The organism is Streptomyces auratus, assembly GCF_050433025.1.
Lineage (GTDB): Bacteria > Actinomycetota > Actinomycetes > Streptomycetales > Streptomycetaceae > Streptomyces > Streptomyces sioyaensis.
Genome location: NZ_JBNGCB010000001.1, coordinates 3,770,390 through 3,793,759 on the forward strand (window position 1 = coordinate 3,770,390; position 23,370 = coordinate 3,793,759).

The 23,370-nt window shown below is 73.2% G+C and carries 21 protein-coding genes; 6 read left to right on the forward strand and 15 right to left on the reverse strand.

What is annotated here, in order from left to right:
* Positions 1 to 58 precede the first annotated feature (58 nt).
* The 10 genes from BKA18_RS16295 to BKA18_RS16340 form a co-directional block, all read right to left on the reverse strand.
* Positions 59 to 2,056 carry an NADH-quinone oxidoreductase subunit 5 family protein gene (locus tag BKA18_RS16295; protein ID WP_366047699.1) on the reverse strand — a complete coding sequence of 666 codons (1,998 nt, stop codon included), beginning with the start codon at positions 2,054 to 2,056 and terminating at the stop codon, positions 59 to 61.
* Positions 2,053 to 2,415, reverse strand: a complete 363-nt coding sequence (nuoK, locus tag BKA18_RS16300) for an NADH-quinone oxidoreductase subunit NuoK (protein WP_093483826.1) — start codon at positions 2,413 to 2,415, stop codon at positions 2,053 to 2,055. Before nuoK ends, BKA18_RS16295 begins: the two co-directional genes overlap by 4 nt.
* A complete protein-coding gene (locus tag BKA18_RS16305; RefSeq protein ID WP_366047698.1) occupies positions 2,415 to 3,029 on the reverse strand; it encodes an NADH-quinone oxidoreductase subunit J family protein in 615 nt (204 codons plus the stop codon). The genes nuoK and BKA18_RS16305 overlap by 1 nt, the downstream gene beginning before the upstream one ends.
* Positions 3,026 to 3,616, reverse strand: a complete 591-nt coding sequence (locus BKA18_RS16310; protein WP_366047697.1) for a NuoI/complex I 23 kDa subunit family protein — start codon at positions 3,614 to 3,616, stop codon at positions 3,026 to 3,028. The genes BKA18_RS16305 and BKA18_RS16310 overlap by 4 nt, the downstream gene beginning before the upstream one ends.
* Entirely contained in the window at positions 3,613 to 4,581 is a 969-nt protein-coding gene (locus tag BKA18_RS16315) for a complex I subunit 1/NuoH family protein (RefSeq protein WP_366047696.1), read from the reverse strand. The genes BKA18_RS16310 and BKA18_RS16315 overlap by 4 nt, the downstream gene beginning before the upstream one ends.
* A complete protein-coding gene (locus tag BKA18_RS16320; RefSeq protein ID WP_366047695.1) occupies positions 4,578 to 5,777 on the reverse strand; it encodes an NADH-quinone oxidoreductase subunit C in 1,200 nt (399 codons plus the stop codon). Before BKA18_RS16320 ends, BKA18_RS16315 begins: the two co-directional genes overlap by 4 nt.
* Entirely contained in the window at positions 5,774 to 6,418 is a 645-nt protein-coding gene (locus BKA18_RS16325; protein WP_093483831.1) for an NADH-quinone oxidoreductase subunit B, read from the reverse strand. The genes BKA18_RS16320 and BKA18_RS16325 overlap by 4 nt, the downstream gene beginning before the upstream one ends.
* Positions 6,409 to 6,810 carry an NADH-quinone oxidoreductase subunit A gene (locus BKA18_RS16330; RefSeq protein WP_006604840.1) on the reverse strand — a complete coding sequence of 134 codons (402 nt, stop codon included), beginning with the start codon at positions 6,808 to 6,810 and terminating at the stop codon, positions 6,409 to 6,411. Before BKA18_RS16330 ends, BKA18_RS16325 begins: the two co-directional genes overlap by 10 nt.
* A gap of 241 nt (positions 6,811 to 7,051) precedes the next feature.
* Positions 7,052 to 8,935 (reverse strand): MinD/ParA family ATP-binding protein, encoded by a 1,884-nt coding sequence (locus BKA18_RS16335; RefSeq protein ID WP_429638335.1) that lies wholly within the window; start codon positions 8,933 to 8,935, stop codon positions 7,052 to 7,054.
* Positions 8,936 to 8,950: 15 nt separating this feature from the next.
* Positions 8,951 to 10,021, reverse strand: a complete 1,071-nt coding sequence (locus BKA18_RS16340) for a secretion protein snm4 (protein WP_366047693.1) — start codon at positions 10,019 to 10,021, stop codon at positions 8,951 to 8,953.
* Between the two features lie 355 nt (positions 10,022 to 10,376).
* Between BKA18_RS16340 and BKA18_RS16345 the strand changes: the two genes are divergently transcribed.
* The 6 genes from BKA18_RS16345 (at position 10,377) to rarD (ending at position 18,697) form a co-directional block, all read left to right on the forward strand.
* A complete protein-coding gene (locus BKA18_RS16345) occupies positions 10,377 to 11,639 on the forward strand; it encodes a sensor histidine kinase (RefSeq protein ID WP_366047692.1) in 1,263 nt (420 codons plus the stop codon).
* 238 nt (positions 11,640 to 11,877) lie between these two features.
* Positions 11,878 to 13,191 (forward strand): sensor histidine kinase, encoded by a 1,314-nt coding sequence (locus BKA18_RS16350; RefSeq protein ID WP_366047691.1) that lies wholly within the window; start codon positions 11,878 to 11,880, stop codon positions 13,189 to 13,191.
* Positions 13,192 to 13,345: 154 nt separating this feature from the next.
* Complete coding sequence (locus tag BKA18_RS16355; protein ID WP_366047737.1) at positions 13,346 to 14,005, forward strand: response regulator transcription factor; 660 nt, start codon at positions 13,346 to 13,348, stop codon at positions 14,003 to 14,005.
* Positions 14,006 to 14,300: 295 nt separating this feature from the next.
* Positions 14,301 to 16,253 (forward strand): 2-oxoacid:acceptor oxidoreductase subunit alpha, encoded by a 1,953-nt coding sequence (locus BKA18_RS16360; protein WP_366047690.1) that lies wholly within the window; start codon positions 14,301 to 14,303, stop codon positions 16,251 to 16,253.
* Positions 16,246 to 17,340: a 2-oxoacid:ferredoxin oxidoreductase subunit beta gene (locus BKA18_RS16365; protein WP_366047689.1), complete on the forward strand. Its 1,095-nt coding sequence runs from the start codon at positions 16,246 to 16,248 to the stop codon at positions 17,338 to 17,340. Before BKA18_RS16360 ends, BKA18_RS16365 begins: the two co-directional genes overlap by 8 nt.
* 301 nt (positions 17,341 to 17,641) lie before the next feature.
* Positions 17,642 to 18,697: an EamA family transporter RarD gene (rarD, locus tag BKA18_RS16370; RefSeq protein ID WP_366047688.1), complete on the forward strand. Its 1,056-nt coding sequence runs from the start codon at positions 17,642 to 17,644 to the stop codon at positions 18,695 to 18,697.
* On the opposite strand, the gene BKA18_RS16375 is transcribed toward rarD, so the two are convergent.
* From BKA18_RS16375 to BKA18_RS16395, 5 genes are all read right to left on the reverse strand, one after another.
* On the reverse strand, positions 18,687 to 18,899 hold the full coding sequence (locus BKA18_RS16375) for a hypothetical protein (RefSeq protein ID WP_366047740.1): 213 nt from the start codon (positions 18,897 to 18,899) through the stop codon (positions 18,687 to 18,689). The genes rarD and BKA18_RS16375 overlap by 11 nt on opposite strands.
* A gap of 96 nt (positions 18,900 to 18,995) precedes the next feature.
* On the reverse strand, positions 18,996 to 20,258 hold the full coding sequence (locus BKA18_RS16380; RefSeq protein WP_366047687.1) for a LolA family protein: 1,263 nt from the start codon (positions 20,256 to 20,258) through the stop codon (positions 18,996 to 18,998).
* A gap of 261 nt (positions 20,259 to 20,519) precedes the next feature.
* A complete protein-coding gene (locus tag BKA18_RS16385; RefSeq protein WP_006604829.1) occupies positions 20,520 to 21,533 on the reverse strand; it encodes a polyprenyl synthetase family protein in 1,014 nt (337 codons plus the stop codon).
* 334 nt (positions 21,534 to 21,867) lie between these two features.
* On the reverse strand, positions 21,868 to 23,070 hold the full coding sequence (locus BKA18_RS16390; protein ID WP_366047686.1) for an FAD-dependent oxidoreductase: 1,203 nt from the start codon (positions 23,068 to 23,070) through the stop codon (positions 21,868 to 21,870).
* Positions 23,067 to 23,279: a hypothetical protein gene (locus tag BKA18_RS16395; protein WP_366047685.1), complete on the reverse strand. Its 213-nt coding sequence runs from the start codon at positions 23,277 to 23,279 to the stop codon at positions 23,067 to 23,069. Before BKA18_RS16395 ends, BKA18_RS16390 begins: the two co-directional genes overlap by 4 nt.
* Positions 23,280 to 23,370: the final 91 nt, after the last annotated feature.

Below are 23,370 nucleotides of genomic sequence, written 5' to 3' on the forward strand. Positions count from 1 at the left end.
GGCCACGAGGGCTGTCGGCTGGGCGTACGGGGGTCGGCCCCCGGGGGATGGCAGCACGTCAGGCTCCCGTGCCCGTGGCGACGAGGACGGCGGCGATGGCCAGGACGAGCGAGCCCGCGAGCAGCGCGCCGAGGTAGGTCTGCACGTTCCCGGTCTGGGCCCGGCGGACGGCGGCGCCCAGCCAGCGCGGAGCGGCGCCCGCACCGCTGACGTAGGTGTCGACGACCGCACGGTCCAGGAAGCGGACGAGCGTGGCGGCGGCGCGTACGGGCCGCACGAAGAGCACGGAGTAGACGGCGTCGAGATGGAAGCCGACGGCCGCATGCGGCTGGAGCGGGCCGAGGAGGAGGCGGCCGGGGTCGGCCGGGTCCGCGGCGCCGGCGTTGTCGCCGTAGACCGCGGCGTGGGTGGCGATGGCTGTCTCCTCGGCGGCCTCGGGTCCGGCGTCCGGGGCGGCCACGACCGCACCGATGGGGGTGCGGGCGGCCAGGGCCGTGGTGTGGCGCCAGGCGGCGTAGGTGACCAGGCCGCCGACGAGGGCGGTGCCGGTACCCAGGACGGAGGTGGTCAGGGTCGGCGCGAGCGAGCGTCCGTCGAACCACGCGGGCAGGAGCGGGGCGGCCAGGCCCAGCGCGACGGTCGGGACGAAGAGCGCCCACAGGACGGCGTTCATCACGACGGGCTGCCGGCCGTGGTCGGGGGCTTCGACGCCCTTGCCCCGGAAGGCCCGCAGCCACAGGCGGGTGGCGTAGGCCGCGGTGAGGAGGGCGGTGAGCAGTCCGGAGACCAGGACGGTCCAGCCGGCCGCGCCGGGGATGCCGTGCGCGGCGCCGGTGGCGGCGTGCTCGGCGGCGCCCAGGACGGCTTCCTTGGAGAAGAAGCCGGCGAACGGCGGGATCGCGGCGAGCGCGAGCAGCGCGACGGTCATCGTCCAGTAGGCGTCCGGGATGCGCCGGGCCAGGCCGCTCATCCGGGACATGGCGGCCAGCGAGTTGGTGCCCGCGGCGTGGATGATCACGCCCGCGCCGAGGAAGAGGAGGGCCTTGAAAGCACCGTGCGAGATGAGGTGGAAGACGGCTGCGCCGCGGTCGCCGACGGCCAGCGCGCCGAGCATGTAGCCGAGTTGGCCGACCGTCGAATAGGCCAGGACGCGCTTGATGTCGTCCTGCGCCAGCGCGGCCAGACCGGAGCCGACCATGGTGAGCGCGGCCATGACGGCCATCACCACCAGCGCGGCCGCGGAGGCCGCGAAGACGGGGAGGAGACGGGCCACGACATAGATACCGGCCGCCACCATCGTCGCGGCGTGGATCAGCGCCGAGACCGGTGTCGGGCCGGCCATCGCGTCCGGGAGCCAGGTGTGCAGCGGGAACTGCGCCGACTTGCCCGCGACACCGGCCAGCAGCAGCAGTGCGATCAGCGTCGGGTGGTCCAGCCCGCCGCTCGCGACGGAGCCGAGGATGCCGGTGATGCGGAAGGTTCCGGCGTCGGCGGCCAGCGCGAAGATGCCGAAGAGGAAGGGGACATCGCCGAGCTTGGTGACGAGGAAGGCCTTGAGGGAGGCGGCCCGGGCGGCCTCGGTCTCCCAGTAGTGGCCGACGAGGAAGTAGGAGCAGATGCCCATGACTTCCCAGCCGACCAGCAGCAGCATCAGGTCGCCGGTGTAGACGACCAGCAGCATCGCGGAGGTGAAGAGGGAGACCAGCGCGGCATAGGAGGCGTAGCGCGGGTCGTTGCGCAGATAGCCGGTGGAGTAGAGCTGCACACAGGTCGCCACCACACCGACCAGGACGGCGATCAGCACGGCGAAGCCGTCGAGGTGCAGGGCCAGATCGATGGGGATCGAGCCGGTCGGGGTGAGTTCGGTGGCGACGTCGGTGGCCGGGCCGGTGCCCTGCCCGACGGCGACGTCCACCGCGAGCACGGCGGCGGCCAGGGTCGGCAGCACCGCCAGCGGCCGCACGAAACCGGGCGCCCGGCGGCCCAGGAGAAGGCCGGCGACGGCCCCGAGGAAGGGCAGGAGAGGTACGAGAACGGCAGTGGTCGTAAGCGTCACGCGGCGGCCTCCGCCGTGGTGTCCGGCTGCGGTTCCCCGTCCGCGGCCCCCGGCTTCTCGGCGAGGTCACGGAGCCGGTCGATGTCGGAGCTGCCGCGGTTGCGGTAGACGAGCAGCACGATCGCCAGGCCGATGCCGATCTCGGCGGCGGCGATGGCGATGGTGAAGAGGGTGAGCGCCTGGCCGGCGTGCAGGGTGTCGCGCAGCCAGACGTCGAAGGCGACGAGGTTGAGGTTGACGGCGTTGAGCATCAGCTCGACGGACATCAGCACCAGGATCGCGTTACGGCGGGCCAGCACGCCGTACAGCCCGGTGCAGAAGAGGAGGACAGCGAGGACGGCCGGGTAGGCGAGATGCATCAGCGCTGCTCCTCTCGGGCGGCGGGCGCGCGGGCGGCACCGTTGTCGAGGGCCGCCGCCGCGGCCTTGCCCTCACCCGACTTGCGGGACAGCACGATCGCCCCGACGAGCGCGGCCAGCAGCAGCACGGACAGCGCCTCGAAGGGCAGCACCCAGTACTGGAAGAGGCTGCGCCCGGAGACCTCGGTGGAACCCTGGGCGGCGCCGTCGAGGTCGATCCAGGTGGCACGGAAGGCGTCCACGACGACCCAGACCAGCGCGGCCGCCGAGGCGAGGGCCACGACGAGCGCGGCCCAGCGATTGCCCGAATCGGCGTCCGGGGAACGGCCGATGGGCGCCTTGGTGAGCATCAGCCCGAAGAGCAGGAGGACGACGACCGAACCGACGTAGATCAGTACCTGCACCCAGGCGATGAACTCGGCCGTCAGGAGCAGATATTCCACGGCGACCCCGCCGAGCGCGACGACCAGCCAGAGGGCCGCGTGCACCAGCTGCCGGGTGGTGACGGTCAGGGCGGCCGCGCCGAGGGTGCCGATCCCGACGAGGACGAAGGCGATCTCGACGCCGCTGGGCGAAAGGAAGCCGTGGCCGGCTGCGGTGGCGGCGAGCGTCACGTGCCCTCCCCTGGGGTGTCCGGTCGGTCCTGCGGCGTTTCTTCCCCGGCCTCGGCCTCCGCCGCCTGCTGGGCGGCGAGCTTGTCCGCTGCCTTGCGGGCGGCGGTGAGCTCCTTGGGATCCTCGGCGGCCGGGTCGAGCGCCGGCGGCTCGGGCACCGTCCACATCCACTCACGGAGCTTGTCGCGCTCATGGGTCAGCTCGCGGATGTCCGTCTCGGCGTACTCGAACTCCGGTGACCAGAAGAGCGCGTCGAAGGGGCAGACCTCGATGCAGATCCCGCAGTACATGCACAGCGCGAAGTCGATCGCGAAGCGGTCCAGCACATTGCGGCTGCGCTCGCGGCCTCCGGGGGCGGCCGGCGGCACCGTCTCCTTGTGGGAGTCGATGTAGATGCACCAGTCCGGGCACTCGCGGGCGCAGAGCATGCAGACCGTGCAGTTCTCCTCGAACAGCCCGATGACGCCGCGGGTACGGGGCGGGAGGTCGGGCTGGACGTCCGGGTACTGCGCGGTGACCGATCGTTTCGTCATCGTCCGCAGGGTGACGGCCAGCCCCTTGGCGAGGCCGGAACCGGGGAAGCTCATGACGAGATCACCACCTTGATGACGCCGGTGAGGGCGATCTGGGCGAGCGCGAGCGGAATGAGGACCGTCCAGGCGAGCTTTTGCAGCTGGTCCTCGCGCAGCCGCGGGTAGGTCACCCGCAGCCAGATGACGCCGAAGGCGAGGACCACGGTCTTCAGCAGCGTCCACAGCCAGCCCAGGCCGTCGGCGCCGAACGGGCCGTGCCAGCCGCCGAGGAAGAGGACGGAGGTCAGGGCGCAGAGAACGACGATGCCCGCGTACTCGGCGAGGAGGAAGAGCGCGAAGCGCAGTCCGGTGTACTCGGTGTACGCACCGAAGATGATCTCCGAGTCGGCGACCGGCATGTCGAACGGCGGTCGCTGCAGTTCGGCGAGCCCCGCGGTGAAGAAGACGACGCCGCCGACGATCTGCCAGGGCACCCACCACCAGTGGAAGGCCTCGATGATGCCGGGCAGCGAGAGCGTGCCGGCCGCCATCGCGACCGACGCCGCGGCGAGCAGCATCGGCAGCTCGTACGCGAGCAGCTGTGCGGCCGTCCGCAGACCGCCGAGCAGCGAGAACTTGTTCGCCGAGGCCCAGCCCGCCATCAGCGAGCCGAGCACCCCGACGCCCATGACGGCGAGGACGAAGAAGATCCCCGCGTCCAGGGCCTGTCCCACGGCGTTGTGCGGGCCTATCGGGATGGCGACCAGGACCAGGAGGTACGGCAGCAGGGCGACGGCGGGCGCGAGCTGGAAGATCCGCCGGTCGGCGCCGGCCGGAACGATGTCTTCCTTCTGCGCGAACTTCACGCCGTCGGCGACCAGTTGCGCCCAGCCGTGAAACCCACCCGCGTACATGGGACCGAGCCGGCCCTGCATATGGGCCATGACCTTGTGCTCGGTCTGCCCGATGACCAGGGGGAACACCAGGAAGACGACGAAGACGGCGGCGAGGCGCAGCGCGATGTCGAACGCGTCGCTCATGGGGTGTCGCCTCCTTCCGGGGCCTGGGGCTCGTCGGTTGCGGGACGGGGGCGTTCCTCGGGCTCGGGCTCTGGTCCGGGCGTCTTCTTCTGCTCGGACTGCTCCGCGTCGGCCTCTCCGGCCTCCTCGGCCTTCCCGGCTTCGTCGGCCTCCCCCGCCTCGTCGAAGGCCGGGCGTGCGTGGTGCCACGGGGCGTCGGAGGAGCGCGGGGGCGCGGCCTTGGGGGCCGCCGCATCCGGGGCCGCCGCCGGCGTCTCCTCTGCCGGGGCCGCCTGCGCCGCCTGCTGCTGACTGGCCGAGCCCGCGCTCGCCGACCGCGTGCGACGGGCCGGGCGCTCCGGCCGTTCGGTACCCGACGGGGCCGCCGGAGCCTCCGGCGTGCCGGCCGTCTCCCCGGCCGCCTGCTGACCGGCCGAGCCCGCGCCGGCGGTCCGGGTCCGCCGGGCCGGGCGCTCGCCCGCGGCGGCACCAGCCGCACGGGCACCGCCCGCGGCCCGCGCACCCCGCGCCGGCCGCGCGGGTGCCGGCGGCAGCTGGCCCTTGAGCGGGCCCCATTCGTTCGGGTCCGGGACGCCCGGGGGCAGCATCTGGCGGCGCTTGGGCCCGCCGTGCTCGGGCTCCCCCGGCTCCTTGGCGCCCGGCCATGCCTTCGCCACCCGCGCCGCCAGCACGAAGTCCTTGCGCAGCGGGTGCCCTTCGAAGCTGTCCGGGAGCAGCAGCGGTACGAGGTGCGGATGGCCGGTGAAGTCGACCCCGAACATCTCGTGGGTCTCGCGCTCGTGCCAGCCGGCGCCCGCGTACACCTCGACGGCGGTGGGCAGCGCGGCCGCCTCATGCGGCACGGTCGTCCGGACGATCAGCCGGCGGACGGTGCCGGGACGCGCCACATCCGCGAGATGGGCGCAGATCCGGAAGCCGGTGCCGGGCTCGTCGACGGCGCTCAGCCAGTCGAAATAGCTGCAGCCCAGGTCGTCGCGGGCGGCCGTCAGCGCGGTGAGCCAGCCGTCCGCCGGGACGTCGACGGTCAGCAGGTCGTACGCCAGCTCCGCCGTGGCCCCGGTGCCGAAGATCTCGCTCGCGGGCCGCGGCAGCCAGCCGACGACGGGCTCGGCCGCGGGCGCCTCCGGCTGCTCCGCCGCCGCTGCCTGCTCGGCGCTCGCCGGCTCCTGCTCAGGGGTCTCGGGCTGCTCGCTCATCGGGGCTCCTCCCCCGCCGTCGTCGGCGCGGGCGGCGTGACGAGTCCGCTGCGCAGCGCGGCCGCCGAGGGCCGGGCCGCGCCGCCCTGCGCGTACCGCTCCCCCAGCGACTCGCGGGCGATCTTCTCCTGGAGCTTGAGGATGCCCTGCAGCAGCGCCTCCGGACGCGGCGGGCAGCCCGGGACGTACACATCGACCGGGATGATCTGATCGACGCCCTTGGTGACCGAGTACGAGTCCCAGTAGGGGCCGCCGCAGTTGGAGCATGCCCCGAAGGAGATGACGTACTTCGGCTCGGGCATCTGCTCGTAGAGCCGCTTGACCGCCGGCGCCATCTTGTCGGTGACCGTGCCGGAGACGACCATCAGGTCGGCCTGGCGCGGGCCGGGCGCGAACGGGATCACGCCGAGCCGAATGAAGTCGTGCCGCGCCATGGACGCGGCGATGAACTCGATGGCACAGCAGGCCAGGCCGAAGTTGAAGACCCACAGGCTGTAGCGGCGGCCCCAGTTGAGGACCACCTTCATCGGTTCGGGCGCGAGTCGGGCGAGGGTGCCCAGGCGCCGTGGCTCCGGCAGGAACTCGGCCCTGGCGCCCTCGGACGCGGCTGCGGATCCGTGGGGTGCGGGGTTCACGTCCATTCCAGGACGCCCTTCTTCCATGCGTAGAGCAGGCCGACGGCGAGGAAGCCGAGGAAGATGAACATCTCCACCAGCGTCACACCACCGAAGCCGGGGGCGGCGAAGATCGTCGCCCAGGGGAACAGGAAGATCGAGTCGACGGCGAAGATGACGTAGAGGAAGGCGTAGACGTAATAGCGGACCTGGGTGTGTGCCCAGCCCTCGCCGACCGGGTCCACGCCGCATTCATACGTCAGCAGCTTCTCGGGCGTCGGCACCACCGGCCGCAGCAGCCGCCCGGCCCCGAAGGCCACGGCGACGAAGAGCACCCCGATCACGGCGATGATCCCGACGACCGAGTAGCCCTGGAAATAGTCCGCGGCGACGGTGGTGCGTCCGGTCGCGTCCACCACGTCCGCCCCTCGCTCCCTGACTGCGCTTGTTCAACGACTTCGACGATCTGTACGGACGGGAGTCTAGGCCCTGGCCGGGCCGCACCGAGAAGCCGCATCGTCGCCGACGGTGAGCTTGTCCCTACTTCGCCCTACCTGGGCGGCAGGGAGCGTAGACCGGGCGTCCGGTTGTCTCAGCAGGTGTCTCACAGAGCGGACGCGCGGGAGGTGCTGCGGTGGCCGGATGTTCCCCCTGGGGCGCTCACCGGGGCGGGCCGCCTGGGGGGTGGAGAGGGGCGGACGGGGCGCCGTAGGGGGTGGGGTTTCCCGGGTGGGCGGACTGGTGGGCTGAGGGGTGGGCTGACGGGTGGGGGTAAGGCGCCGGACCGCCCGCGGCAGAGGGGTAGGGCGCGGGACCGGCCGCGGCGGAGGGGGCGCCGTAGGGGCCGGGGCCGCCCGGAGCGGCGTGGGGAGCCGGCCCTCCAGGGCCCGTGGCGCCCGCGTACGGCGTGGGGTGGCCGGCGCGGCCGGGGGCCGGCGGGGCGTCCTGGTCCGTCCGCTGCCGGCTGCCGCTGTCCGCCCGCGAGACCGCCCGGTCCATCGCCTCGGCCGCGATCCGCCCCGCCGCCTGCAGCGTCCGCTCGCCGAGCAGCTCCGTACGGATCGCGCCGCCCGCCGCGAGATGGCGGTCGTACGGAAGCGGAAGCACCACCGCGCCGCCGACGCCGAGATGCTCGGCGGCCTTGCGGACGTCGAGTCCGGTGTCCGGGGCGACGTGGCTGAGCACCACGACCGTCGTCGGCAGCATCCGGGGGTGGACGCCGCCGACCCAGTCCAGGACGGAGCGGGTGGCGGCCACGCCTTCCGGGGTCGCCGGGCAGACCAGGATCCGAGCCTGCGTCGTCACCAGCGCGGTGCGCGCCACCTCCGCGGGCAGCGTCTCGCAGTCGACGACCGTGGTCGCGAAGTACCGGCGCAGCGAGGTCATCACGACCCGGTACGTATCGATGTCCAGGCGGGTGCCAATGGCGCCCTGGCTGCCGGGCAGCAGCCAGCCGCCGCCCGGAAACGGAATCAGATACCCCGTCAGATCCGTGATCAGCATCGACGGATCGACGATCTGCGCCAGGTCGGTACCGGACCAGCGCACCTCCGTCGCACCCAGCCGGTGCGGGAGCGTGCCGAGCGCCGGATCGGCCTCGACCGCCAGCACCGGATCGGCGCGGTAGTGCGCATAGGTGAGGGCCAGCAGCGCGGAGACCGTGGACTTGCCGGCACCGCCCCGGATGCTGGTCACCGAGATCTGCCGGCCGGTGGTGACCGGCTGCTGGATGGCGTACGCGGTCTGCGTGACGGCGGTGGTCTCGGCCGCGGGGGCCGACGCGATGGCCCGCCGTACGGCCCGCCCCGCGCGCTGGGCGACGGACTCCCCGTGCCGCGGCTTGCTCCGCAGCGCGTCCAGTTCGGGCGGCATCAGCGGTACGGAGACGGGGGTGGGCCCGGACCTGCGGGCCGGGGCGGACCCGCGGACGGGAGCGGGCGAGTGCAGGGGCATGGGCGTGTGCACGGGGGCGGGAGCGGGCGCGGCGGCCTGCGGGGGCGGTCCCGGCTGGGGAGCCCCCACGGACGGAGTGGGGGCGGGGGCCGCGTGCCCCGGGCCGGGGTGGGGTGCCGGTGTGGGAGGGGCCGGGGGCGCGGGGGCCGACGGCACGGGCGTCGGCATGGGGCCGGGCGCGCCGCCGGCGCCGGGCGGGGCGGCATGGGCAGCCGTCGGCATCGGCCCGGCGGACGGCGCACCCGTCTGCTCGGGCCCGGCCGGCGCCGCCTTCGCGGTCGTGGGCGTGTCCCACACACTCGCGTCGACCGGGGCGGAGGCGGATATCGCGTCGGCCGCGTGCCCCGGGCCGGACAGGGGCGAGCCGCCGGCCGTCGCCGGCCCTGTGTCCGTATCCGGCCCCCCGCCCGTACCCGGCGTCATCGCTCCCCCACCAAGATCACGCAGCAGATCGTGCTGCCAGTTGTTCTGCGCCGGTCCACCCGAGGCCACCGGTCCACCCGCTGCTGCCGACCCATCCGGCGCCGCCGATCCCTCCACTCCTGCCGGTCCGTCCGTCGCCGCCGCCGGCCCGTCCGCTGCCATGTCCATCCCCGTCTCCCCGGCTCAGAACGTATGCAGCAGCCGGCCGTAGACCCCGAGCGCCCCGAGGGCCACCGGGATCAGCGCCACCACACTGACCGACTCGACGAGATTCAGCAGCCGGCGCAGCCGGACCCGCACCCGCTCCGGCACCCGCAGCGCGAGCACGCCGAGCGGCAGCACCGTCAGCACACCCCACACGGCCAGCGCACCCGACGGATCGCCCGAACCGGCCGCCCACCGCAGCAGCAGACACACCCCGACCGCCGCACCGGCCGCCAGCAGGGCGATGACCTCGACGGCCAGGGGGTAGGCCCGCGCCCGCGACAGCGTCACCACGCACAACAGGGCCGCGGCGGCGACCGACCAGCCGTCCCCCTGCCCCGCGGCCAGCGCTCCCGCCGCGCCCGCGGAGGCCGCCACGGCGACGGTGGCCGGCGCGAGATGGCGATGGGTCGCGCCCCGCGCGGTCGCCACCTGGTGGCGGCTCACCGGCGCATCGCCGGAGTGCCGGTCGTCGAGCCGGGTCAGCCCGGCCGCCCGCAGCGCCAGCCGGGGCAGATACCCCAGCACCAGTACCGAGACCACACCGAGCGCAACTCCCGTACGGGCCACACCGGTCAGCGCCAGCCCGGCCTCCCAGACGCCCACCGCGCACGCGATCGTCGCCGCGCCGACGAGTCCGCCGCGCCCCAGCTCCGTACCGGCCCCGAGCAGCGCGAGCACGGCCGCGACGGTCAGTCCGACTGCCGCCAGCCGCACCGTGCCGGCCGAGGAGGCCTGCCACGAGGCGAGCACGCCGAGCGCACCGCCCAGCACCACCAGCGCGGTGCCCAGCGGACGCCGGCCGAGCCACCCGCAGAGGGCTCCGGCCGCCGCGGCAAGAGCCCCGGCGATCCCGAGCCCGAGTGCGGCAGCACCGGGCCCGTACCAACTCGCCGCCGCCGTCCCGGCGATGAGGGCCGGCAGCACACTCGCCGCACCGGCCGTCCACGTCCGGCTCCGCTCGCCCCAGTGCCAGCCGTGCACCGCCGGATCGTCGGCGGCCCCGCCCGTCGCGTCAGGGACGACCCGGCCGAGGGAGGTGGCCGACACGGCCCCGGGATCCCGCTCCGTACTTACACTCACCATGCCGCCGCGGTCCCTGTGTTGCTGTGTGTGGAGCTCACTCCGGGCGCACGCGAACCGTCCGCCGCGGAAACCGGCTCCCGCAACTGGCCGTCGCAGTTCCGCGCCATCGTCGCCCCCTCCCGTTCCGTACCGCGACACGATACGGCGCCCCTGCGACAACCTGTCCAGCACGGCCGGAGCAATTCGCCCACGGGCCGCGGCCGGCCGGGCCGTTGCCGTGCGCGGGGGCGACGAGGCTGCGCGGGGTGAGGAAAACCCCACCGTCCGCCACCCCCTCAACCCCATGGCACCAAGGGGAGCCGCCGGGCAGGCTGGGCGTATGACGGAGAGATCCCGGTCCAGTGCTGCTGATGACGCCCTTGGCGACGCCCCGCCACCGCCGCCCCGAGCGCTGCTCAGCGGCCCGATGTGGCGGGAGATCGCGTATCTGCTGGCCAACTTCCCGCTGGGCGTCGCGGCGTTCGTGCTCGTGCTGGTGTGGCTCACGCTGGGCATCGGGCTGTCCATCACCGTGGTGGGACTGCCGCTGCTGGCGACGGGGCTGCTGGCGTGCCGGCAGTACGGGAGGCTGGAGCGCGCCCGGGCGGCGGCGCTGCTCGGCGTACGGGTCGCGGAGCCGAGCCGGCTGCGGCCGCGGGAGCGGGGGTTCTTCCCGTGGTTGTGGACGTGTCTGAAGGATCCGGTCGCCTGGCGGCATGCGCTGTTCGCCTTCGTCCGGCTGCCGTGGGTGCTCCTCACCTTCACGGTCGTCCTCGTCCTGCTGGTCGTGGGGTGGCCGGTGCTGCCGTGGGTGGCGCGCTGGCTGTCCAACGTGGACCGGGCGATGGTGCGCGCTCTGCTCTCCCCCTCCGACGAGCTGGAGCGGCGGATCGCCGAGCTGGAGTCGGACCGGGTGACGGTCACCGACACCGCGGCCGCCGACCTGCGGCGCATCGAACGGGATCTGCACGACGGCGCGCAGGCCCGGCTCGTGGCGCTCGCGATGGGGCTCGGGCTGGCCAAGGAGAAGCTGCTGGAGGACCCGGAAGCGGCGGCGGCGATGGTGGACGAGGCGCACGGCGAGGTGAAGCTCGCGCTCCAGGAGCTGCGGGACCTGGCCCGCGGCATCCACCCGGCGATCCTCACCGACCGCGGGCTGGGGCCCGCCCTGTCCTCGCTGGCCGGGCGCTGCACCGTGCCGGTGACCACCTCGGTGGACCTGGACGAGCGGCCCGCGCCCGCCATCGAGGGCATCGCCTACTTCACCGTCTCGGAGCTGCTGCAGAACGTCTCCAAGCACAGTGCGGCGCGGCAGGCGTCGGTCGAGGTGTGGCGAGTCGAGGGGGGCGGGCCCGCAGGGCCCTCGGACCGGGGCGGTGGCGGGCGACGGGCGGGCGACCGGCTGCTGATCCTGGTGTCGGACGACGGGCGGGGCGGGGCGCGGCTGGACGGCGGCAGCGGGATGGCCGGGCTCGCCGGGCGGCTGGGGTCGGTGGACGGGCTGTTCGTACTGGATTCGCCGGTGGGCGGGCCCACCCGGGTGACGGCGGAACTGCCGTGGCGGGCGCGGACGGAGCCGGCAGCGGCGTCGAGGGGCCGCTGAGGGGCGGTGTCCGCGGCGCCCACCGGTCCGGCCGCCGTGGCGCCCGGCCGCGCGTCCGGAGGGGGTGGGGAAAACCCCCGTCGAAGACTGCGAAGGCCCTCATGGTGCGCCGGGCACCGGGCGCGGACTCTGGTGAGGACGGACGAGAGCGCCCGGCCCGGGGAGCGGGCACGGCGCCGACAGGGCGGCGGCGCACCCCAGGGGCAGCGCCACAACCGGCAGAACGGACGACGAGACGATGGATTCCGCATACGCACCGCAGCACCCCGGCTCCCGTGTGCCCGTGGGGCTGCGCGCCCCGTTCTCCGGGCGCACCTGGCGGGAGACCCTGTACCTCTTGCTCAACCTCCCGATGTCCCTGGTGATGTTCACCTACACGATGGTGGTGGTGTCCCTGGGCGCCGGGCTGCTGGTGACGTTCCTGGGCATCCCGGTGCTGGCCGCCGGTCTCGCCGGCGCCCGCGGCCTCGGCAGCCTGGAGCGCGCGCGGGCCCGCGCCCTGCTGGGACTGGACGTCGCCGATCCGGGGCCGGTCCGGCCCGCCAAGCCGGGGCCGATGGGGTGGGTCGGGGCCGTGCTGAAGAGCGGGGAGTCCTGGCGGCACGTCGTCTACTCCCTGGTGCACTTCCCGTGGGCGCTCTTCACCTTCGTCTTCTCGGTGGCGTTCTGGTCCGTCGGGTGGGTGCTGCTGGCCTACCCCCTGTGGAGGTGGACCTTCCCCGAGTACCTCGACCGGCCGGGCATCCTGATGTGGGACGACGGCAGCGGTCACAGCTCCTTCCTCGACACCCCGGCGGAGATCGGGTTCACCGGCGGGATCGGGCTGCTGATGGTGCTGGCCGGGCCGTGGGTGATCCGCGGGCTGACCCAGGTGGACCGGATCATGGTCCAGGGCCTGCTGGGGCCCTCCTCGCTCGCCACCCGGGTCGTGGAGCTGGAGTCGGACCGCGGGGTGGTGGTGGACACCGCGGCGGCCGACCTGCGCCGCATCGAGCGCGATCTGCACGACGGCGCCCAGGCCCGGCTGGTCTCGCTCGCCATGGACCTGGGCCTGGCCAGGGAGAAGCTGGCCGAGGACCCGCAGGCCGCCGCGAAGATGGTGGATGAGGCGCACGGCGAGGTGAAGATCGCGCTCCAGGAGCTGCGGGACCTGGCCCGCGGCATCCACCCGGCGATCCTGACCGACCGCGGGCTCGGCCCGGCGCTGTCGGCGCTGGCCGCGCGGTGCACGGTGCCGGTCTCGGTGAGCGTCGAGCCCATGCCCCGCCCGGCCGCGGCGATCGAGGGCATCGCCTACTTCACCGCCTCCGAGCTGCTGCAGAACGTCTCCAAGCACGCCATGGCCGGCAGCGCGACGCTGGACGTCTGGCGCACCGAGGACCGGCTGATGGTGCTCGTCGCGGACGACGGCCAGGGAGGCGCGCACACCGGTGCCGGCACCGGTCTGGCGGGCCTGGCCGAGCGCCTGGAATCCGTCGACGGCCTGCTGGTCGTTCACTCCCCGGCCGGCGGCCCGACCCGCATCACCGCCGAGCTGCCGTGGCGCGGCTGACTCCCGGGCCGGCGGCGCCGGCTCCCGGCCCGGCGCCCCCGGCCCGCTGCTGATCCCCCCTTCCCCGCCTCGCCCCCGTCCGGATGCTGGGAAGCTGGGGGCAGCAGAGCGGGACGCGACGGGGCATGGGGGAATCTGAGCCGTGGAGGACAAGGTGCGGGTGGTCATCGCCGAGGATTCGGTGCTGCTGCGGGAGGGCCTGACCCGGCTGCTCACCGACCGGGGGCACGAGGTCGTGGCGGGCGTGGCGGACGCCGAGGCGCTGATCGAGGTGATCGGGGGGCTGGCGGACGAGGGCGCGCTGCCGGACGTGGTGGTCGCGGACGTACGGATGCCGCCGACGCACACCGACGAAGGCGTACGGGCCGCCATCCGGCTCCGCCGGGACCACCCCGGCCTGGGAGTGCTGGTGCTCTCGCAGTACGTCGAGGAGCAGTACGCCACGGAGCTGCTGGCCGGCTCCACCCGGGGCATCGGCTATCTGCTCAAGGACCGGGTGGCCGAGGTGCGGGAGTTCGTCGACGCGGTGGTCCGGGTCGCCGGGGGCGGGACCGCGCTGGACCCGGAGGTGGTGGCGCAGCTGCTGGGCCGCAGCCGCCGGCAGGACGTGCTGGCGCATCTGACGCCCCGGGAGCGGGAAGTCCTGGGGCTGATGGCCGAGGGGCGGACGAACTCCGCGGTCGCCCGGCAGCTGGTGGTCAGCGCGGGTGCAGTCGAGAAGCACGTCAGCAACATCTTCCTGAAGCTGGGCCTGGCGCAGAGTGACGGGGATCACCGCCGGGTGCTCGCGGTACTCACCTACCTCGACTCCTGATCCTCTGACACTCTGTCAGGTAGGTGGCCCGAGGCGTTTTCCACCGGGACTCAGGACTTTCGGCGTAGAACCAATGGCGGAGTCCGGAGCGTCATGAATGAGGGGGTCGCGGGGGCGGTGATTTCATGACAAAACACACCAGATCGGTGTCTCATGTTGACGTCCAGCATGCGATCGCCCTAAGGAAGGCCACCCTTACCCACGTACGATGGTTATGGGACAACCGGTCGGTACGACACGTCCCGAGCCCTGCCTCCGGCGGGGACGCCGCACCCCTCGAGGGAGGTCCGAAGCAGTGACCAGCCAGGTCAGTAGCCCAGCCGAGCAGACCGACGCAGCGCTTGTCGGGGAACAGCGCGCATCCGGTAACGGCGCGGAAGGCAAGGAAGTCCGGCGCCTGGACCGGGTGATCATCCGGTTCGCCGGTGACTCCGGTGACGGTATGCAGCTCACCGGTGACCGGTTCACCTCCGAAACGGCGTCGTTCGGAAACGACCTGTCGACGCTGCCCAACTTCCCCGCCGAGATCCGGGCCCCTGCCGGGACCCTGCCGGGCGTCTCCAGCTTCCAGCTGCACTTCGCCGACCACGACATCCTCACGCCCGGCGACGCACCGAACGTCCTGGTCGCGATGAACCCGGCGGCGCTGAAGGCGAACATCGGGGACGTGCCCCGGGGCGCGGACATCATCGTCAACACCGATGAGTTCACCAAGCGCCCGATGGCGAAGGTCGGCTATGCGACGAGTCCGCTGGAGGACGGCTCGCTGGAGGCCTACCACGTCCACCCGGTGCCGCTGACCACGCTGACGATCGAGGCGCTCAAGGATTTCGGGCTCTCCCGCAAGGAGGCCGAGCGCAGCAAGAACATGTTCGCGCTGGGGCTGCTGTCGTGGATGTACCACCGGCCGACCGAGGGCACCGAGGCGTTCCTGCGGGCGAAGTTCGCCAAGAAGCCGGACATCGCGGAGGCGAACGTCACCGCCTTCCGGGCGGGCTGGAACTTCGGTGAGACGACGGAGGACTTCGCCGTCTCCTACGAGGTCGCACCGGCGACGAAGGCCTTCCCGACCGGCACCTACCGCAACATCTCCGGGAATCTCGCGCTGTCCTACGGGCTGATCGCGGCGGGCCGGCAGGCGGATCTGCCGCTGTATCTGGGCTCGTACCCCATCACCCCGGCCTCCGACATCCTGCACGAGCTGTCCAAGCACAAGAACTTCGGTGTGCGGACGTTCCAGGCGGAGGACGAGATCGCCGGTATCGGCGCGGCGCTGGGCGCGGCGTTCGGCGGTGCGCTGGCGGTGACGACCACCTCCGGCCCCGGTGTGGCACTGAAGTCGGAGACCATCGGTCTGGCGGTCAGTCTTGAACTGCCGCTGCTGGTCGTGGACATCCAGCGCGGCGGGCCCTCGACGGGTCTGCCCACGAAGACCGAGCAGGCCGATCTGCTCCAGGCGATGTACGGCCGCAACGGCGAGGCGCCGGTGCCGATCGTGGCGCCCCGGACTCCCGCCGACTGCTTCGACGCGGCGCTGGACGCGGCCCGGATCGCGCTCACCTACCGCACCCCCGTCTTCCTGCTCTCCGACGGCTATCTGGCCAACGGCTCCGAACCGTGGCGGATCCCGGACGTCGACGAACTCCCCGATCTGCGCGTGCAGTTCGCGTCCGGCCCCAACCACCAGCTGGCGGACGGCACCGAGGTCTTCTGGCCGTACAAGCGCGACGGGCAGACGCTGGCCCGCCCCTGGGCGGTGCCGGGCACGCCGGGCCTGGAGCACCGCATCGGCGGCATCGAGAAGCAGGACGGCACCGGCAACATCTCCTACGACCCCGCCAACCACGACTTCATGGTGCGCACCCGCCAGGCGAAGATCGACGGCGTCGAGGTCCCGGACATCGAGGTCGACGACCCCGCCGACGACAGCGGCCAGGGTGCCGACACCCTGGTCCTCGGCTGGGGTTCGACGTACGGCCCGATCACCGCGGCGGTCCGGCGCGTACGGCGGTCCGGGGAGCGCATCGCGCAGGCCCATCTGCGCCATCTCAACCCCTTCCCGCGGAATCTCGGCGAGGTCCTGGCGCGTTACGACAAGGTGATCGTGCCGGAGATGAACCTCGGACAGCTCGCCACCCTGCTGCGCGCCAGGTACCTCGTGGACGCGCGCTCGCACACCCAGGTCAGCGGAATGCCGTTCAAGGCCGAGCAGCTTGCGGAGGTCTTTAAGGAGGCCATCAATGACTGAGGCGATCTCGGAGCGGCCCTCGCAGATCGAGGCGCTGTCCCTGGTGCCCAAGGCCGAGGCCAAGCAGTCCATGAAGGACTTCAAGTCCGATCAGGAAGTGCGCTGGTGCCCCGGCTGCGGTGACTACGCCGTCCTCGCCGCCGTGCAGGGCTTCATGCCCGAGCTCGGCCTGGCGAAGGAGAACATCGTCTTCGTCTCCGGCATCGGCTGCTCCTCCCGCTTCCCGTACTACATGAACACCTACGGGATGCACTCCATCCACGGCCGCGCCCCGGCCATCGCCACCGGCCTGGCCTCCTCGCGGCGCGATCTGTCCGTGTGGGTCGTCACGGGCGACGGCGATGCGCTGTCCATCGGCGGCAACCACCTCATCCACGCCCTGCGGCGCAACGTCAACCTCAAGATCCTGCTGTTCAACAACCGGATCTACGGGCTGACCAAGGGCCAGTACAGCCCCACCTCCGAGGTCGGCAAGATCACCAAGTCGACGCCGATGGGCTCGCTGGATGCGCCGTTCAACCCGGTCTCGCTGGCGCTGGGCGCCGAGGCGTCCTTCGTGGCCCGCACCATCGACTCCGACCGCAAGCACCTCACCTCGGTGCTGCGCGAGGCCGCCGCCCACCCCGGCACGGCGCTGGTGGAGATCTACCAGAACTGCAACATCTTCAACGACGGCGCCTTCGAGGTCCTCAAGGACAAGGAGCAGGCCCAGGAGGCCGTGATCCGGCTCGAACACGGGCAGCCGATCCGCTTCGGTGCCCTGGCCCCCGACGGCCTCGGCTCCAAGGGCGTGGTCCGCGACCCGGCCACCGGCGACCTCAAGATCATCGACGTCCGGGAGGAGGGCACCGGCGGTGTGCTGGTCCACGACGCGCACAACCCCTCGCCCACCACGGCTTTCGCCCTCTCCCGGCTCGCCGACCCCGACACCCTCCACCACACCCCCATCGGTGTGCTGCGCAGCGTCGACCGGCCGGTCTACGACACCCTGATGTCCGACCAACTGGACGCCGCCATCGAGCAGAAGGGCAAGGGCGATCTGGCCGCCCTGCTGGCCGGCAACGACACCTGGACCGTCGTCGGCTGACGACCGGTCCGCCGGTCCACGGACGTTCCCCGGGCGGGACCGTCCACGGGAAGACCCTCAAGGGCACCTGCGGGGTGTCCGTACGGGACGTCATACGGCGTCCCGTACGGGCACCCCGCTCGCCGTTTCCGGAGCCGCGCCCGCTCACGTCATGGGAGCCGCGCCCCTCCTGGCGCCTGCCCGCACGGGGGATCTCCCGCCCTGGTCGCCTCGTCATGACCGTATGGCAAAACACACATGACAGACCGGCCGCGTGGCGCTACCTTTCGCAGAGTCGACGATGCGCCACCAGGAGGGTCCCTTGCAGACTCGAAGCGATCAGCGTGCCGGACTCGCCTACGGCGTCGCCGCCTACACCATGTGGGGCCTGCTGCCCCTCTACTGGCATCTGCTGGACGCCGCCGCGCCGTCCGAGATCCTGGCCCATCGCATGGTGTGGTCGCTGCCCGTCGCGCTCGTCATCCTGGCCGTGCTCCGCCGCTGGTCCTGGATAGGCCCGCTGCTGCGGCAGCCCCGGAGGCTCGCGCTGATCCTGCTCTGCGCGGTGGTCATCTCGACGAACTGGTTCCTCTACATCTGGGCGGTCAACGCCGGTCACGTCCTGGAGGCCTCGCTCGGCTACTTCATCAACCCGCTGGTCAGCATCGCCTTCGGCGTGCTGTTTCTGCGCGAGCGACTGCGGCCGCTGCAGTGGACGGCGGTGGGGGTCGGCGCCGTGGCCGTCGTCGTGATGACCGTCGCCTACGGCAAGGTGCCCTGGATCGCGCTCGGGCTGGCCTTCTCCTTCGCGACGTACGGGCTGATCAAAAAGGGCGTCAAGCTCGACGGCATCGAGGGCTTCAGCGCCGAGACGGCGATGCAGATGCTCCCCGCACTGGGCTTCCTGATCTTCCTCGCCCTGCACGGCGACGCCAGCTTCACCACCGGCGGGGTGGGCCAGGCGCTGCTGCTCGCGGGCTGCGGCATCGCCACCGCCGTGCCGCTGATCTGCTTCGGCGCCTCGGCCATGCGGCTGCCGCTGACCATGATCGGGATGTTGCAGTATCTGGCGCCGACCTTCCAGTTCCTGCTGGGGCTCACCGTCTTCCACGAGGAGATGCCGGCGGAGCGCTGGGCCGGCTTCGCGCTCGTGTGGGCGGCCCTGACGATGCTGACCTGGGATGCGCTGCGGACCGCCCGGCGGGGGCGGGCGGCACTCGCCGACGCAGCGGCCCGCTCGGGCGAGGTGGCCGCGGCCGAGGCGGTCCGGGCGGCGGACGCGGCCCAGGCGGCGGACGCGGCCCGGGAAGCGGCGGCGGCGCGGACCGCCGCGGCACCGACGTCGGCACCACAGCCCCCCGGCGGCCTCAAGCAGTGATGTCCCGGCTGGTGAAGCGCGCCCAGGCCGCCGAGCGGAACACCAGGGCGTACAGCGCCTGCAGACCGTCGACGGCGAGCCGGCCACGGTAGGCCTTGCTCAGCCCCCGTGTCTCGATCGCCGGGTCCCCGGCCGGCGCGTGCCCCGGGCCGGGCCCTTCGGTCCGCGGGCCGTTCGGCCGCGGTGCGGGCGGCGGCGGCATCGGCGGGCTCCGCAGGTCGTACGGGTGGGGCTGCGGGCCACGCCGCGCCGCCCGGGGAGGGGCGGCGCGGCGGTCCCGCGGGGGCTGCGGGGCCCGTTACTTGGCGGCGTTGGCCGCGTCGATCAGGGCCTGCTTGTCGACGGCGCCGACGTAGAGCGTGCCGTTGTCCGTCACCAGGGCGTTGACCAGGCGGGTGCTGAAGACCCGGCCGGAGCCGAAGGAGCCGTGCACCTTGTCGCCGATGCTGTCCAGGAACGCGGCGGCGTCGCCGCCGCTCCCCTTGCCCTTGCCCTCGCCCTTGCCGGAGGGCAGGCCGGAGCCGTCACCCTTGATGGTGGCGATGGACGTCCAGCCCTTGCCGAGGACGTTCAGCCCGCCCATGTCCTCGGTGACGGCCTTCCTGTCCTTGCCGTGCGTGCCGTGCATGCCGTGCTCGCGCTGCGCCGTCGCGCCCGCCTCGTCGCCCTTGACGACCTTGGCGCCCTTGGGCGGGGTGAAGGCGAAGGTGCTCGCGGCGGGCTTGGCGAAGTCGACGCTGGTGAAGCCGACGTCGATGGCGGCCGCGCCACCGCTCTTGGGGGTCAGGGTGAACTTCAGCGGCACACCGTTGGCGGCGTCGACCGCGATCCGGATCGAGCCGACCGTCGAGGCGGTCTGCTTGGGCTTGATGAGCAGCTGGTAGGCGTCCCGCCCGGCGACCTTGGCGGTGCCGTCGACGGTGACCGAGGTCGTGTCGCCGGCCGCCTGGAGGGCCTGCTTCGCGAGGTCCTGCGGAGTGGCGTTCTGCAGGCCCTGCGGAAGGTCCTTCGGGGCCTGCTGCTTGCCGTGCCTGCCGGCCTCGGGCGCGGTGTGGTGGAAGGCGGTGTTGCTGCCGCTGTCGTAGCCCCACACCTCGTTGCCGTTGTGGACGAGGCTGTACTCGGCGGCCTTGTCGACGATCGACACCCGCTGCTTGTCGGGGCCGTCGGCGGCGACGCGGAGCGTGTGCGCACCGGACGCCAGCTCCATCAGCTTGCTCTGCGGGTCGGCGGATCCGCCGTCCCCGCCCTTCCCGCCGCCGAGGGCGCCCGCGCCGCCGGCGCCGCCCGGCAGGGACGGCAGGCCGAGGTCCGCGCTGGCCCGGACCGTGCCGGAGAGCTGCTGGACGTCCGACTTGGCCATCTTGGCTATCAGGTCCTGCGCCGAAATCTTCGGCAGATCCGGAGAACCCGAACCGGCGAACGCCGGGACCAGCCCGATCGTGGCCGCCGCCAACCCCGCCACCGCGACCGGTACGGCGTACCGCACCGCCTTACGGCGCCTCGGGGAACCCTCCCCGTCCCACCCGTCGGTGCCCTCTGTCGGTTCGTTGCGTGGCATGTGCCCTACCTCCGTCGTATGCGGCGGTTGTTGCACTGTCCACCAGTCCACCCCTGGGTTCCTTGTGGCCCGTCCGCCGCGCTCTGGTGGTTTCCATCTCACCAAATCGCCCGGCTCAACGCGTCAGCCCGCGGGAGCAACTTGTCGTACTGCTGAGGTATGACGCCCGGTCACCTCACGGCGGAACCCCGTACGCCGGGAGTCTGATCACTCCCTAGGGGATGACGGACCGGCCCTCAGGGGCGGGCCCTCGGGGAAGGCTCAGCCCGCCCGGTGCACCACCGCGTCGCAGAGGCCTTCGAGGGCCGCCTTGGCCATGCACGACGGCAGCGGCGCCAGCGAGGCGCGCGCCTCCTCGGCGTAGCGGACGGTGTCCCGCCGGGCCTCTTCGAGCGCCGGGTGGGCGCGCAGCCCGGCCAGCGCCTCAGCGTGCCGTGCGTCGTCGGTGAGGTCGCCGGCCAGCAGCTCGCACAGCGCGCGGTCCTCGGGCGTGCCGGAGCTGCTCTCGGCCCGCGCCCGCAGGCGCAGTACGGGCAGCGTCGGGATGCCCTCGCGCAGGTCCGTGCCGGGGGTCTTGCCCGATTCATGGGAGTCGCTGGCGATGTCCAGGACGTCGTCGGCCAACTGGAAGGCGGTGCCCAGCCGCTCGCCGTACTGGGTGAGGATGTTGACCGTCGACTCGTCGGCGCCCGACATCATCGCGCCGAAGCGCCCCGCGACGGCGACCAGCGAGCCGGTCTTGCCCGCGAGGACGTCCAGGTAGTGGTCGATGGGGTCGCGGCCGTCGCGCGGTCCGGCGGTCTCCAGGATCTGGCCGGTCACCAGGCGCTCGAACGCCTCGGCCTGGATCCGGACCGCGTCCGGTCCGAGGTCGGCGAGGATGTGCGAGGCGCGGGCGAACAGGAAGTCGCCGGTCAGCACCGCGACGGAGTTGCCCCAGCGGGCGTTGGCGCTGGCCACGCCGCGGCGCACATCCGCCTCGTCCATCACGTCGTCGTGGTAGAGCGTCGCCAGATGTGTCAGCTCCACCACGACCGCGGAGGGCACCACGCCGGGGCTGTAGGGGTCACCGAATTGCGCGGCCAGCATCACCAGCAGCGGCCGGAACCGCTTGCCGCCCGCGCGCACCAGATGCTGCGCGGATTCGGTGATGAACGGCACGTCGCTCTTGGTGGCCTCCAGCAGGCCCTCCTCGACAGCCGCCAACCCGGCCTGGACATCGGCCTCAAGAGCCTGGTCCCGCACGCTCAGCCCGAAGGGCCCGACGACGGTCACGAGGGGTACTCCTGTCTGCTGACGATCAAACTGCACGTCGATCTGTCGCTGTCTCCACCATTGGCCAGCGTATCCGGTCGCAGTTCGATCACCGTGAGCGCCCGCCCCCCGAACCGCCCCGGAAGCACCGTGCCCCCCTGGCAGGTGCGTTCCGGAACGCCGGTTGACGTGCGTCCGGCGCGGGAGCGCGGGGCGGGCCGGGGCCGTACGGTCCCCCTGCGTCGCAGCCGTCACAGGAGGGAGCGGGAGAGCCGAATACCGGCGAGAAACCCGCCGTTTTCAGCCAGGATGGGAGCGCCCCCGGCCCAGATCCCGCCCCGCCGCCGCCCCGCGCTCACCCGTACGCCCGCGCCACCGCCCGTGCCAGCCGCGGTGAGGCGAACCCCGTGCCGCACACGAAGCGCAGCACCGGCCCGAACGAGGCCGCCGCCGGCAACCCCGTGAAGTACAGCCCCGGTACGGACGAGCGGAAGCCGGCGGTCAGCAGCGGTCCGCCGGCCCGCGTCACGATCCCGGTGCGCAGCCCCTGGCCCAGGAAGTCCAGCGCCGCCAGATCCATCCGGTAGCCGGTCGCGGCCAGCACATGATCGGCGACGAGCTCCCCGCCCTGCCCGTCGGCGCCGCGCAGCGCCAGGACGGGGCGGCCGTCGCGGACCGTGGCCCGCACGATCCGCCGCCCCTGCGTCACCTGCACCCGGCCGGTGAACCGGTCCCGCAGCCACCACGCCCCCCGCGGGCCGAGCACCCGGCGCACCAGATACCGCCGGGCGGGCACCGGCAGCCGGCGGAAGGCGCCGGCGTGGTGCGACAGCGCATACAGCGACCAGGCGTTGCCGAACGGCGACGACGGGCGCAGGCGGGGCTGCCGGTCCGGCGGCGCGCCGAAGCCCACCGCGCCGGGGCCGCGCGCCACCACCCGTACGGACTCCGCGCCCGCCTCGGCCAGCAGCACCGCGCTCTCCAGCGCCGACTGCCCGGCGCCGATCACGACCACCGACCGGCCGGCCAGCGCGGCCAGGTCGTGGTGCTGCGAACTGTGCGAGACCGGCCCGGTGGCGGACGGGCCGTCCGGGATCGCCGCGGCCAGCTCCGGCGGCAGCTGCGCCAGCCCGCTCAGCCCCGTGGCGACGACCACCGCCCGCGCGCCGACCTGCTCCCCGCTGTCCAGCTTCAGCTCGAAGCCGTCGGCCCGCCGGTCGACCGAGACCACCCGGACCTGCTCAAGATCGGGGACCAGCCGCTGCTGCACCCACTGTCCGTACCGGACGAAGGACTCGACGGGGACGAGGTCCCAGTCCGACTCGTACGGCCCCTCCCCCGTCGCCGCGCAGAAGTCACCGAGGCCGTGCCCGGGCTGCGGGACGTCGATGCTGGAGGCCGCCGGCGTCGACGTGAGCAGCATCCCCGCGGGCATCTGCGCGCGCCAGCTCACCATGGGCTGCCCGAAGACCCGCACCGGCAGGCCGCGCGCCCGTAGGTGCGCGGCCGCCGACAGGCCGTACGGCCCGGCCCCGACCACCGCTACCGGAGTGTTCACTTCGGTCCCTCCCTTGCTCGCCGGAACTGCGCGCCGACGGCGGGCCGCCTGCGACGGACGGACGCCTCGCGGTTCGTGGCCACCACCGGGCGGCGCGCCCGCCAGGAGTACGCCTCGATCTCCGCGTACGAGCGGGGAAAGACGACGGCCGGCGAGGGCACCCCGGGAACGCTCCGGTCGACCGCGAGCCGTGCGCCACTGCGAGCCACGCGTCCCCCCCCAACGGCACGGCCCCTCCCCGGCCCGCGCCAGGAAAGGAAGCTAGGCCCGAATTGCGTAGTGCAGCAAGGCTTTTCCGGA

What these genes read in the sequence shown, in the direction of transcription:
- nuoK (WP_093483826.1), bottom strand. Translation starts at nt 2,415, where the DNA reads ATGCATCTCGCCTACCCGGCCGTCCTCGCTGTCCTCCTCTTCTGCACC.
- BKA18_RS16310 (WP_366047697.1), bottom strand. Translation starts at nt 3,616, where the DNA reads ATGAGCTTCCCCGGTTCCGGCCTCGCCAAGGGGCTGGCCGTCACCCTG.
- BKA18_RS16315 (WP_366047696.1), bottom strand. Translation starts at nt 4,581, where the DNA reads ATGAGCGACGCGTTCGACATCGCGCTGCGCCTCGCCGCCGTCTTCGTC.
- BKA18_RS16320 (WP_366047695.1), bottom strand. Translation starts at nt 5,777, where the DNA reads ATGAGCGAGCAGCCCGAGACCCCTGAGCAGGAGCCGGCGAGCGCCGAG.
- BKA18_RS16325 (WP_093483831.1), bottom strand. Translation starts at nt 6,418, where the DNA reads ATGGACGTGAACCCCGCACCCCACGGATCCGCAGCCGCGTCCGAGGGC.
- BKA18_RS16335 (WP_429638335.1), bottom strand. Translation starts at nt 8,935, where the DNA reads ATGGACATGGCAGCGGACGGGCCGGCGGCGGCGACGGACGGACCGGCA.
- BKA18_RS16345 (WP_366047692.1), top strand. Translation starts at nt 10,377, where the DNA reads ATGACGGAGAGATCCCGGTCCAGTGCTGCTGATGACGCCCTTGGCGAC.
- BKA18_RS16350 (WP_366047691.1), top strand. Translation starts at nt 11,878, where the DNA reads ATGGATTCCGCATACGCACCGCAGCACCCCGGCTCCCGTGTGCCCGTG.
- BKA18_RS16365 (WP_366047689.1), top strand. Translation starts at nt 16,246, where the DNA reads ATGACTGAGGCGATCTCGGAGCGGCCCTCGCAGATCGAGGCGCTGTCC.
- BKA18_RS16375 (WP_366047740.1), bottom strand. Translation starts at nt 18,899, where the DNA reads ATGCCGCCGCCGCCCGCACCGCGGCCGAACGGCCCGCGGACCGAAGGG.
- BKA18_RS16380 (WP_366047687.1), bottom strand. Translation starts at nt 20,258, where the DNA reads ATGCCACGCAACGAACCGACAGAGGGCACCGACGGGTGGGACGGGGAG.